The following is a 12,634-nucleotide window of genomic DNA, read 5'->3' as shown; positions in this document are numbered from 1 at the left end:
CTCATCCTTTCATTCCTGAAGTAATCATACCGCTGACAAAATACCGCTGGAAAACCATAAAAACAATCAGTACCGGAAGCATCGTGATGACGGACATCGCAAGCAAACTTCCCCAATCCACGTTGTATTCACCAATAAAATTAGAAAGCGCAAGCTGGATCGTATATTTCGATGGGTCACTAATCGCAATTAACGGCCATACAAAATCATCCCATCTCCACATGAAGGAGAAGATTGCGAGCACTGCAAGAATCGGCTTCGCTATCGGAAGAATAATGCTCCAGTAAATTTTCCATTCGCCCGCTCCATCCATCCGGGCAGCTTCCAACAGCTCGTCCGGTACGCTCAACAAATACTGGCGCATAAGGAACACACCTGTCGGGGTTGCTGCTGGCGGGATAATAATCGCGAGCAGGCTATTATACATCCCCAGTGCGCTCAGCACCTTGAATATAGGAATCATGATTACCTCAATCGGAATCATAAGTGTTGAGATAAAAGCAATTAATATGATCGAGCTTCCGCGGAAGCGGTACTTCGCGAGTGCAAAGCCGGCCATGGAATTAATCAATAACAGCAGTAGCGTTGAGGACACCGTTACGATCGTACTATTCATAAAATATAAGCCAAAATCACCTTTGCTGAATGCCGCCTTGAAATGCTCAAAGGTGACGGATTGCGGCCACAACTTGGGAGGGAAGCTATATAGATCGCTATTCGTTTTCAGAGAAGAAATCACGACCCACAGGACAGGCAGGAGCCACACCACTGCGGCAACACTTAACAGACTGTAGATGAAGATTTTGACCATAGGCTTCATTACCATTACGTAGCCCCTCCTTTTGATAGACGGAATTGCAGAGCCGAGAATCCACCAATAAGGATAAACAGTATCACCGACATGGCACTGGCCAGACCGAGCTCCTGTCTGTTAAAGCCAATCTCATAAATATATTGAACAATATAGGTAGTATCTTTGCCCGGACCACCACCTGTAAGCGCAAACATAAGTGGGAATGCTTTGAACGCGTCAATCAGAGTCAGCATAACAACAAGCAAGCTTGTCGGCTTCAAAAGCGGGAGCGTGATATAGCGGAACACCTTCATTCCCGTTGCTCCGTCCAATCGGGCAGCCTCATAATAATCCGTAGGTATAGCCTGCAAACCGGCGATAAAAATGACCATGAAAAAGCCTGCACGTGACCATACTGTCGCGATGATTACAGCCGTATTTGCCCAAAAGGAAGAGGTTAAAAAACCTACAGGTTCCACACCAACCACGGTTAACAGATGATTCAAAATGCCAAATGAATCTCCGAAAATCCACTTCCAGGTCAATCCAACGATAATGTAAGAAATCATGGTCGGCCAGTAAAATACGGCCCTGAAGAACCCGCGCATTCTAATCTCGCGTGCAAGCAGCAAAGCAATGCCTAACGCTGCTGCATATATTAGCGGGACAACAATTGCTGCATAAATCCCCGTTCGTCCGATGGTCGACCAAAATTCCCGATCTCCTATAATTTTGATATAATTATCCAGCCCGTTGAACTTCATCGGGTTCAATCCATCATAGACATGGAAGGAATAATAGAGGCCCAATAAAGAGGGAAATACGATAAAAGTTCCAAAGATCAGGAGGTTGGGTAATATAAACAGATAAGGAGCAATAACGAGCTTCCTGTTCTGTTTTGCCAGCGTATTCCTGTTTAATCGTTGTCCTTCACTCATCTGCTTGCCCCTTCCTTATGCGTTATTCCAAAGGGAGGCTTACAGGAATCGCTAAGCCCCCGTATACGAATTAACCACATGGCTTTACGTTTATTGACTGCCAATAGCCTCGTTAATCAGCTTGGCTGTTCGATCCAATGCCTCCTGCGGAGTTGCCTTATCGGATAAAACCTCAACAATATTATTTTTCAGGTCCGTTGAAATTTTGGATATAATGGTCTGTCTGGACCAGTCATTAGCTGCAAGAGGCGAACTGTTCTTCAGTTCATCTGCGAAAATTTCAAACATCTCCTTGCCGAATTCATAATTCAATACAGAGCTGTCCTTCCGCGGACTCATAAACAATGATTCTTGGTTATATTTTGAATTCACTTCTTTGGACGTTAAGTATTCAATAAATTCTGCCGCCTCCTGCTCATATCCGCTGCCTTTGAATGCCATCAGAAACTTCCCGCCTGGCACTGAAGAACGTTGTGTTCCTTTTGGCATATAGGTGACTCCCCATTCAAAATCAGTGATATCCTTGTAATTGCTGATCATCCAGTTGCCAGCCCAGTGGGTAGCCACCGTCCCGGAACGGAACAGGTTGTTCGGATTTTCCCCTCCGAGCCATACGGATTCGGGCATGATCCCTTCTTGATGAAGCTGCTTGAACTGCTCCATGCTACGGATTCCGGCTTCATTGTTAATCGCTGCTGCAGTGCCATCCTCTGTTAAGATGCTTCCGCCATTCTGATACAAAAGAGTGGACCATCTATGCGGTGTGACATCCCATACCATGCCATAACGTGCTCCGCCTTTGTCCATAACCTCTTTTAACGCAGCTGTGTATTCATCCCACGTCCATACCTGGTCAGGAGAGGTCGGTACTTTGACGCCAGCTTTATCAAATAAGGTTTTGTTATAAATAAGCCCATTCGCTGTAACATCCATAGGCGCCGCTACCAGCTTGTCATTAATAACATAATAAGGTTTAAGTGAGTCAATAAATTGATCCTCGAATTGGTCCGCATTGTCCACGTAAGGTGTCAGATCAACCGCCTGATTAGCAAATGATCCGGTATCCGTGACCCGGCTCAGGGCAGGTGCCTTTCCACCGGATAACATTGTTTTTAATTTGGTTTGGATATCCTTGAAACCAACTTCAATCAGGTTGATTTTAACCTTGGTATTGGTCTGCTCATAATCTTTAATGATTTCCTTGATGACTTCTCCTTCTTTTCCGTCAGAGAACCACAGGAAATCCAGGGTTGTTTGTTTTGGATTAGCATTGGTACCTGAATTTCCGCAAGCAGTCAATACGATGAGTAACATGACCAATACCATGCTAGTGATGAGCTTAAACGTTGTTCTTCTTGTCATATCAACATCTCCTTGGAAGGTTCTAATGAATTTTGGCTTCGTTGAGCAATTCACTTTTACGGAATAACTGTGGTGATACACCCACATATTGTTTAAAGGCCCTGCTAAAATATACAGGTGTGTTAAAACCTAGCCTCTCAGATATGGACAAAATCGGTGCATCCGTAGACAGCAACAATTTTTTGGCCTCTGCAACTCTTTTCCGTATAACATAGTTGCTTATGGTATATCCCGTCGTCTCTTTGAAAGAATGACAAATGTAGTATTTATTCAAATGGAGTGTTTTGGACAGTTCATCCAATGAAACATTCTCCGTATAGTTCTGGTTTAAATAATGAAGAACCCGGCTTACGCTTGTTTGCTTCTGGGAAGAACATAAGATAGGATTGGCGGATTGCTCACTGGTCGTTTTCCGGTAAATCCGCAATAGCAATTGGGTAAGACTTAATTTGACCATTGTTTTGTATCCTGTATTTCCTGCCCCCATCTCCTCCTTGATTCCCTTAAATATACCTGTGATATGCTCACGCTCCTCTGGAGGCCAATGCACCAATAACCCATTGGGATGACGGAATATGGACATCAGATTCTCCAACTGACTGACAGCAAGCATGTCCAAAAGCAATAATTCCGTGAAATTGACAAAACTTCGCTTGTACACGATTTCTCTTGAAGGATTGATTCGGTGGGGCACACCGCCTCTGAATATAAACATATCTCCAGGCAGCGGCTTATATATTCGGTCACCGATTAGAAAGGTTGCATCTCCTTGAATAAAATAATGTATCTCATACCCATTATGCGTATGAACAGGCCATTCATCCTGAAAATTATCTGCTTCTGATCGCACATAAACTTCATTTTCCTGCAAAGCAATATTCGTCGGGGTGTGTATGGTTAGCATCAGTAAAGATCTCCCTTCCCAGAATATAAAAAGCAATATAGTTTAATAATTTACAATGATAGCGCTTTACAATGAATTGTATCACAGTTATTTCGATCTAATCTGAACTATATTGCTGTATTGTTGATCACAATTGTTGAAAATGAATAGAAAGGAATTCATAGGGATTCGAAAGATGGAAACAAAAAAACCGCTGTCCAGCCCGTAGGCTATCACGCGGTCCATTAGCATTACCTTTCAAACCCATTCATCCCAATGGTTTTCAAGAAAAATGACTTCTTTCTCATAGTGGGCCAGATGACCCTCTTCGACCATCTTCATAAAAGCGACATCTCCATCAGCCGCACGATCAGTCAGTGTTTTACACATAAAACGGATACGGGATATGACCCAATCCTTCAAATCTGCTGGAACACTCAGCCCGTACGTTGCCATGAATAAGGCAATCCGTTCTTTTCGAACAGTTCCGTGCGCCTGACTGGTGTATGGCATTACACCTGTTCCATCCATCTCTGGTGAGAAATCTGCGAGTGGAACGGAGGTATACAAAACATAGGCGATATCCCACATTCGCGGACCCGGACCCGCCATATCAAAATCAATAATGCCTTGAGGACGGCCATCCTTGTACACCACATTATACGGCACAAAATCGTTATGACATACAACTTCATCTTTAGTTATGCCTGGATATCTGTTCGTTGATACTGATGTTGTTGTAAATCCAACGGTCGCATCATGGTAACTTCTCAACAGTTTTGCGACTTCAATCAAAGATTCGTCTGACCACATATACTCTTCTAGATCAGGATAATCATTGCCTGGAACGATGCCTTCGAGGTAAGAAAGTACTTCTCGCCCCTGTTCATCTATTCCCAGAAATCGAGGGGCATGATCATAACCAACTTTTTCGAGATGTAAAAGCAATTCAATCACATATGGATTTGGTTTCGCATGCCTGCGAACCGTCTCACCTATTCGGACAACCTGATTCACATTACCTCCCGATAACACTTCCTCCTGCTTGGCCACTTCCATCCCTCCTCAAGCTAAACTTCCTTGTTATGCCTATGATTACGATTTTTCTTATAACTCCCTGGGAATCCCGCGACCAATAGTATGAATCCAACAAAGAACATGAAGTATACGAGTAAACCTGTTGGATGCTCGTTCGTCTGAGCAAACTGGGGCACATTGGTCCCTCCTGAAGCATATCCTGCTTCGACTATAGCGACAGATACTCGTATTGAAATTCTCTCCATTGTCGAAATGAACACACTGCCAAGCATGAGGACTACACCCAAAATCTTGTTAATATTATTCATTTCATGCCTCCTTGATTAACCGTCCACTTTTTATGAGGTTATCTACTTAATGTCTTTCGATTCTCTATTCCATATTCCTGCATTTATATTAACGGTCCGTTCCTATATCATATATCAAATAGCGGCGTCATCACTGACGCCGCTGTTAACGCTCTCTGTATAAGTTACGTAGCTACTACTTGGTGCAGATTCATACTATTTTCGAAAAAGGCTGACCGTTCTACATGATACAGATCATACATCTGTTCGTTCATATTAATCCGTTGATATACATCTGGATACACATCATTGGCTAACTTCACATAAGACAGTTTTTCTACCGCTTTTCTGGATCTTATATTCTGCTTGCGTATCTTCATAAATACCGTTTCAATCCCATGTTCCAGAAACAATTCAACAAAGAAGGCTGATTTGGCTCTTTGGCTATACCCATTTCCAAAAAACGGTGATCCAATCCATGTGGCTAAAAAACCGGTTTGATGCTCGATATGATATAGATCAATGGTTCCAATAGGCTGCCCTGTTTCATTCAAAATCGTTCGGGAAATCACTGTCTTTTGCTCTTCTTCAGCCATCAATTGTTTAGTAAGGAATAGATATTCCTCATACGATTGGCATGCATAACGAACGTAGGGAAAAACTGCGGGGTCCATCATTAAGCTGTACAGTGAATGGCATTCCTGCAAATCACGTTTTTTTAACATTCTGTCTACCACCTAGTCCTTTTAGTTCGCTATATCAAGCAAATTAAGTATATAAAAGCTATTGTGGGATTTAATGAATTCTGTATGTGGCTTATGTAAAATGCATTGGTAAATGTTGTTCATCTTCACCTCCGGTAGCACAAAAAAACGGCATGTCCCTTTTACAGGAACACACCGTTTGCACGGATGCTGATAGACAGTAAATTATTGCATGCCTTGCATGATCGCATTAATGATATTTTGCTGAGTCACGGTATTGTTTGAACGATTAAACAATGCGAATCCATGTTGACCGTTATGCCCGTTATCCCAATAAACAGGAACCATTTTGTATTTCTTGGCTTTTGCGGTAACCGCTTTGGCATAAGCAGCGCGATATACATTGTTGGTTGAATCGTAAGACGTTTTATCAATCGAACCGAATTCACCAATCACTACAGGATAGCCTTGAGTCACAAATTTATCGTACATGGACTTGAACTGCGATTCCAGATAATCCTCTTGTCCCCAAGTAGACTTTTTGGCAGGATTCGTTGCTGTTGCACCCCACTGCGTGATATTACCGTTTTCCTCACCTGCAAAATCCCACGGAGAGTAATAGTGTGCCGAGATCATGATTCTCTTCTGCGAACTAGGAATTGCTGAGGATCGGAAATTATCCGTCGGGAGCACGAATCCATAATTACCAACGGTAAAGTCAATATTGGTATTCCAGCCTGGAATCAGCAACCATCTGGCATTGTTGTTACCTCCAGTCTGACGAACCGTATCCACGAAGATTTGGTTGTATGCGTTCAGATTGGCGTAATAGGCCGAGTTTGGATTGCCATAATTACCATCAAAAACTTCGTTCATGGATTCGAAAATAAGACGGTCATTGTAGTTGCTAAACTTGGTGGCAATCTGCTGCCACACCTTCTTATATTTTTCCTTAATAGCAGCCTGATTGCCACCATTCACAAGCAGCCATCCACCTTGAACGGAATTGTACCCATCGCCATGAATATTGATGATCACATACAGACCTTCATTGTACGCATAGTCCACGACTTGCTGAATTCGATTCAGCCATGCCGCATTGATTGTATAGTTGGGAGCGCTTCCAATATTGTTCAAATAGGAGACGGGAATACGAATGGATTTGAAGCCTGCTGCTTTTACCTTTTTGATTAACTCTGGAGTTACTGTAGGATTACCCCAAGCTGTCTCATTCGGTGTACCGTTCACCGCTGCTTCCAGCTGATTACCCAGATTCCATCCTGCACCCATCTCAGACACTATTTGCGAAGCGTCCGCTGCTGATGCTTTAGCGCTCCATCCGGTAAAGGCTACCGCAGCCACTAATACCAGTGCCAAGCTGCTGATGCCAAATTTCTTCCATTTTTTGAACATAACCATACCTCCGCTTATTCTATTATTTTTAACAAGCAGTGCAGTTAATCTATCCATACAGATTGAATGATTCGAGAATACGTGCCTCCTCTCTCTATCGATCAAACAAATGAAATTTGTCGTCTACCACCAACATAATAACACATTTATGGAAAATAAAGCGATATCTTTATTGTTTTTTGTGACTATTTACTACAAAATAATCCATCTATCCATTTAAGTGGATTGCTTGAATTTGTTCTCTATCAAAATCAATAATCATGATGTGATCGCGCAAAATATGATCTCCGCAAGATATTGTTGCGCCGTAGTCGGCTATACTGTTAAATGTGATATCCACACGATAGACTTCAATCTCATTAAACCAATTCTGATGTACCTTTTCATGAAGTTCATTTTCATAATATTCTCGAAAGACAGTCTCACAAGTTGAAAACCACTTGATGTAGTCTTCTATTTTATGAACAATTGAATCTAACGGTGTATTAGTGGACACATATATTCGGACGTCATTTAAATCCTCATCCTGTATGCAATGTTTAAAGATTTGCACAGTATTTTGCAAAGTGTAACAACGGTAACTCTCATCACTCTCTTCTTTAATCTCAATGAATTCACTTAACAATATGATCTTGCTCCTTTCAATGCATATTAAAATAGCTCTTTTAACCACTTTACGAATTTCTCTTTTTCCTCAAACTGTGGGTAATGCGCCGACTCGTTGAATACAATGAAGTCTTTGATTGGTGCATCCAATACATCAAAATAATCACGTGCTGCATTCGCAGTAGTCATATAATCATATTTACCCGTTACAAAATAGGTAGGAATCTCCAGATGATCAACAATATCAGGTAAATTATGATCAAATGCTTCCCTCAGTAAGATGTCTTGTGAACTGAACATCCCTGAATAAAAGCGAATCATATCCAGTCCATTGTATTCGGGATTTAAAAGGAATCCTGAAATATAATCTCTATTCTCATGGATGAGCCTGGCTGCACCACCGTACTTTTGCAACAAAATTCTAGGTGTAAGTTCCTTTCCTTGCTCGATCGAGCTGCGGATTAGCTCCAGTTTTTTAACATCATCTTCATTACCGGCTTGTTTCGCTTGCTCGTACGTGTACTCCAAACTTTCCAGTTCGCTCTGAAGTGTATTAGCCATCTGTCCAATGCCTATATAAGCGTGAAACTGAGTAGGTGCTTTAGCCGCAGCTTTCATCCCGATGTATGTACCAAATGAATGACCAATTAATATAACCGTCTCTTGACCTAACTCCTTAGATACGTAATCCCTTAACGCTAACAAATCATCTACTAATACATCTGTTGTCAGATTCGAGTAATCCTCAAAAAAGTGATAGGACTTCCCACTCCCACGTTGATCGTAATGCACCACCGTGAAGTGTTGCTCAAGCTCTTTCTGATACTTCCTTACGTATGGAATCTCCGAGCATCCCGGCCCGCCATGCACAAAAATCAGGATAGGGTTAGTCCGATCAACACCCCTGATCATGACTTCATGTCCTGTACCGTTAATTTCGACCTGCTCTAACATGCTGATGCTGTTTTCACCTTTAATTTTGGGTGTCCATGTGGGAAATATCAGAGCTACTATAACCATTAAAATAATACTGAATATGCTGTACTTGAGTGTTTCACGTATTTTTTTGCGCATGTAATGCTCCTTAAATATAAGTTTCATTTGTAATTCTACCAACGGTTCTTTTATCGTAAAGGATACAACAATTCAACGGGTTCTATCATCAGCTCTTCTTGGAAGATGTAATTGTGATCGGCTCCAACGATAAAAAGAATTCGTTTTTCTGGATGAGCTTCAATTGTATTTTTGACTCTTTGAACCATAATCTGATTACGGACCACCCAGCGAAAGTTCTGTGCCTTCGCGTTTACCTGATGCAACCATTCATATTTTTGTCTGGTTACGCGATCGAACTCCTTTGAATTAAAAGGAATCTCTCCAAACCGATACGTCTCCATTTGCTCTGCAAACCAATGATCATCCCGTTGTTCAAGTTCTTTGCGTTCCACGTCCGAATAACCGTTGAATGGATCAAAAGCATTCCACACATCCAATTCAAACCAGTCAATAGGGACAAAAGGGATGTTATGCTCCTCGCATAAAGGGAAGACCAATTCCCAATACTCACTGGCTGGTTCTCCCCAGTATCCTCTATCATGTTTGTCCTTCAGATACCTCAACCAACTCTGCGGATGAACTTCACCACAAATGAGATCTGGTTTAAACTCAGTTATCACATTCTTGTAAAGAGAAAGGGAACAATGATATCGCTCCCTGAGTTCAGGATTATGAATGGTGCCAAGTATCCCAACCGTTGTCATGTGCCCAGCTCCTTAATCATATGTATATCGTTCGGCTCTTTGTCATAAAGTTCTTGATCAATCTCGCTTGCAATCTGACTGCCCTGACTTTTATAAAAGGATACCGCTGATCTCGTCTCTGTGGAGGAGATATACAGATACTGTGCGCCACGTTTCTTAGCCTTTTCACCTAACTCGTTTAGAATACATTTTCCAACGCCTTGTCTTCTGTACCCGCGTGAGACATACATCAAGTCAACTTGTAATTGATTTCGTTCTTTTCCTCTATATTGATGTGCCAGCACACCAAATCCGATTAATTGATCGTCAGCAAACGCGCCATATGCCATGCCACCTTGTTCTAATTCGTACACATATCGATTTTGAATCTCTTTCAAAAGCATCTCATCCCAGTTTGAGCATTCATGATTTTGTTCAAGCTCAACCAATCGGTTCCCTCTCATTTCATAGATGAGATCAATATGTTCCGAGCGATCTATTTCCTGCAGCTGATTCACATCATCAAGGGTCAACGTTCTATACGTTATCATGGTCATTGCCATCTCTCCTTCCCATGTTATTTCTAAGATCCTATGGCTTTATAGATCGAAGTCTGTATTTATCAAAGACCCTTTTATCGTACAAAATAGTGTATTCCTTGTTCTCTTCAATTAGTTTTGACATATCCATTGGAACGGCTATTGTTCTTTCGCGATTATTAAAATTAATTACAGTCATTTCATTTTCACTAATCTTTTGAACAGTAACTGCTTCAAAAATTGAAGTTCGAAAGGAATTCCATAACAAAATTAAAAGCAATAAAAGTAATAGTGACATGATGAGTCCCTTATTCTTATTCACTAGTTCTTTTCATCTCCTTTAGTTTCAAAACAGAGTTCCTCCAACTAAAACTAGCTTATTTTAATTTCAGGTAACTCATTCAAATGATTTATTTCGATAGTGTATTTCTTAAGCTTATGGTTCTCAAGTCCATCCCATCTGTCTGAGAAACGATAAAACATATCTCCGAAGTTCATACCTTCAGGTAATACATCCACAAGCTTTATTTCATCGATTTCAGACTCCGGTAAGCTCTCCAGCAATTTAACCTCAGCATAAGAAACCATACCAAAGCTCCCATTCCATTCATATACACCATAAGGTATTAATTCGAATTGTACTGCCCCTGTCTCTTCATAGAGTTCTCGACTTGCCGTGTGTAAAATGGTTTCCCCTATTTCTTTGTTGCCTCCTGGGATCTCCCAACCTCCTCTTTTCCTATTTTTTATAATGATGAATTTATTATTGTATTTAGCGATCATAACTGCAAATTTGATTAACTCCGGATCAAGTTCATCTAGATCAAACCAGTGGCTCATGTTATCTCTCCCATAAACAACTATTCTTTCAATATATAATTGTTAAACCATTGAAGTGGTAACAAGCTATCATCGGATATAATCGTTGTGAATACCGCAACCAATCCTCGCTTTTGGTTAACAAAGATATATTGCCCTCTTCCACCGCCCATACCCATAGCATAAAACGTTTTATTTTCAGCGTCTTCTTCCTTGATGCTTTTCATTATGCGCCAGTGGTAGCTATATAAGGTTTCGGAAGTGAGAGAAGGACTTACACTTCTAGCAATCCAGTCAGCAGAGATGAGTTGTTTCGAATTCCACTCCCCATTCTGAGCGTATAACACCCCAAACTTCAACATGTCTTCGATCTTCATTCGCAAACCAAAACCACCTATGGCAATCCCTTGTGTATCCTGATACCAATGGAGATCGTTAATACCTAGAGGTGCAAATAAGTTCTTCTTTGCAAATTCCGAAGTGTTCATATGAGTAGCTTTTTGCAATATGGCGCTAAGTATATGCGAACTCCCGCAACTATATTTCATTTGGATTCCAGGTTCGAATTCAACAGGTTGTTCAAGAACAAATTTTGTCCAATTCCTAGATGGAATCATCGCTTCATTCCCTGGAAAGTGCAAGCCCGAAGACATCGTTAACAGATGCTTAATCGTAATCCCCTTTTTGCTGTCATCCAGATCGTTAAAATAATTCACAATTGGAATATCCTCATTCTCAATGTAGCCCTGTTCTATAGCTATTCCCACCAATGCGGAGAGCACACTTTTTGTAATTGAATTCACTTTATGTTGTTTTTCTTTCGTTTTTCGATTCCGATAAAATTCATATTGAATTGCGTTTTCTCGGTATATCATGCAGCTCTCCGCTTTATTTCGTTTTATCTCTCTTTCAAGATCATTAAATTCAGTGATATAAAAGACTCCCTTCTCCTATGATTTAAAGCTCCAATACGGTTATTAACTCATCATGACAGATTTCGCCGTTGTCTACGAAACCAAAGCTTTCATATAATTTTTTCGCACTGACATTTTCGGGACTATAGGAAATCCAGCAATATTGTGCAGGTCCAGCTGGGTATGTACGAATATACTCCAAAATTTCTACCATAGCTTGTCGTCCATATCCGCGGTTCTGATATTGATGATCAATCATCAGTCTCAGAATGCAATAACTACTATCCGCGATAGAGGGTAGATCATATCCAGTAATGCCATAGGTAATCATCACAAATCCTACCGGTTGATCGTCCATATATATAGCAAAAGGAAATGGATGACCTCCATTTTGCGAAAGAACATAACATGAGGCTACACTCGACAGATTGGAGGCCACGAATTGCCGTTGATCATCCGAGACCTCCAGATTAAATATGGCACGACGATTATCCAGCGTAATTTTTCTCAAACTAATCATCTTATCACTTCCTAGTTGTGTTTTGTTCAGCCAGATATTCATCTATCCTACCAAATGCTCTATAGCCTTCTTCATATAG

General features: G+C 41.1%; 15 protein-coding genes. All 15 read right to left on the bottom strand.

Annotated features, from left to right (window positions below; all coding sequences use genetic code 11):
- Position 1 precedes the first annotated feature (1 nt).
- Positions 2–826, bottom strand: a complete 825-nt coding sequence (locus tag MKY92_RS12095) for a carbohydrate ABC transporter permease (protein WP_339300851.1) — start codon at positions 824–826, stop codon at positions 2–4.
- On the bottom strand, positions 826–1,731 hold the full coding sequence (locus MKY92_RS12090) for a sugar ABC transporter permease (RefSeq protein ID WP_339300849.1): 906 nt from the start codon (positions 1,729–1,731) through the stop codon (positions 826–828). The genes MKY92_RS12095 and MKY92_RS12090 overlap by 1 nt, the downstream gene beginning before the upstream one ends.
- Before the next feature lie 90 nt (positions 1,732–1,821).
- Positions 1,822–3,093 (bottom strand): sugar ABC transporter substrate-binding protein, encoded by a 1,272-nt coding sequence (locus MKY92_RS12085; protein WP_339300847.1) that lies wholly within the window; start codon positions 3,091–3,093, stop codon positions 1,822–1,824.
- 22 nt (positions 3,094–3,115) lie between these two features.
- Positions 3,116–3,997 (bottom strand): AraC family transcriptional regulator, encoded by an 882-nt coding sequence (locus tag MKY92_RS12080; RefSeq protein ID WP_339300845.1) that lies wholly within the window; start codon positions 3,995–3,997, stop codon positions 3,116–3,118.
- 237 nt (positions 3,998–4,234) lie between these two features.
- On the bottom strand, positions 4,235–5,035 hold the full coding sequence (locus MKY92_RS12075; RefSeq protein WP_339300844.1) for a phosphotransferase: 801 nt from the start codon (positions 5,033–5,035) through the stop codon (positions 4,235–4,237).
- Between the two features lie 11 nt (positions 5,036–5,046).
- The gene (locus MKY92_RS12070) at positions 5,047–5,322 is read right to left on the bottom strand and encodes a hypothetical protein (RefSeq protein WP_339300843.1); all 276 of its coding nucleotides are present in this window, start codon (positions 5,320–5,322) and stop codon (positions 5,047–5,049) included.
- A 164-nt stretch (positions 5,323–5,486) separates the two neighbouring features.
- Positions 5,487–6,026: a GNAT family protein gene (locus MKY92_RS12065; protein ID WP_339300842.1), complete on the bottom strand. Its 540-nt coding sequence runs from the start codon at positions 6,024–6,026 to the stop codon at positions 5,487–5,489.
- A 204-nt stretch (positions 6,027–6,230) separates the two neighbouring features.
- The gene (locus MKY92_RS12060; protein ID WP_339300841.1) at positions 6,231–7,418 is read right to left on the bottom strand and encodes a glycoside hydrolase family 5 protein; all 1,188 of its coding nucleotides are present in this window, start codon (positions 7,416–7,418) and stop codon (positions 6,231–6,233) included.
- Positions 7,419–7,626: 208 nt separating this feature from the next.
- Positions 7,627–8,043, bottom strand: a complete 417-nt coding sequence (locus MKY92_RS12055; RefSeq protein WP_339300840.1) for a hypothetical protein — start codon at positions 8,041–8,043, stop codon at positions 7,627–7,629.
- Between the two features lie 26 nt (positions 8,044–8,069).
- A complete protein-coding gene (locus MKY92_RS12050; RefSeq protein WP_339300839.1) occupies positions 8,070–9,098 on the bottom strand; it encodes an alpha/beta hydrolase in 1,029 nt (342 codons plus the stop codon).
- Between the two features lie 50 nt (positions 9,099–9,148).
- Positions 9,149–9,700, bottom strand: coding sequence for a hypothetical protein (locus MKY92_RS12045; protein ID WP_339300838.1), 552 nt, complete (start codon positions 9,698–9,700; stop codon positions 9,149–9,151).
- Positions 9,701–9,780: 80 nt separating this feature from the next.
- A complete protein-coding gene (locus MKY92_RS12040; protein WP_339300837.1) occupies positions 9,781–10,320 on the bottom strand; it encodes a GNAT family N-acetyltransferase in 540 nt (179 codons plus the stop codon).
- Positions 10,321–10,674: 354 nt separating this feature from the next.
- Positions 10,675–11,142 carry an NUDIX domain-containing protein gene (locus MKY92_RS12035; protein WP_339300836.1) on the bottom strand — a complete coding sequence of 156 codons (468 nt, stop codon included), beginning with the start codon at positions 11,140–11,142 and terminating at the stop codon, positions 10,675–10,677.
- A 20-nt stretch (positions 11,143–11,162) separates the two neighbouring features.
- Positions 11,163–11,996 (bottom strand): serine hydrolase, encoded by an 834-nt coding sequence (locus MKY92_RS12030; RefSeq protein WP_339300835.1) that lies wholly within the window; start codon positions 11,994–11,996, stop codon positions 11,163–11,165.
- 82 nt (positions 11,997–12,078) lie between these two features.
- The gene (locus MKY92_RS12025) at positions 12,079–12,555 is read right to left on the bottom strand and encodes a GNAT family N-acetyltransferase (RefSeq protein WP_145147046.1); all 477 of its coding nucleotides are present in this window, start codon (positions 12,553–12,555) and stop codon (positions 12,079–12,081) included.
- Positions 12,556–12,634: the final 79 nt, after the last annotated feature.

It is taken from the genome of Paenibacillus sp. FSL R5-0623 (assembly GCF_037974265.1).
GTDB lineage: Bacteria > Bacillota > Bacilli > Paenibacillales > Paenibacillaceae > Paenibacillus.
This window is presented reverse-complemented; position numbering and strand designations above follow the sequence as displayed.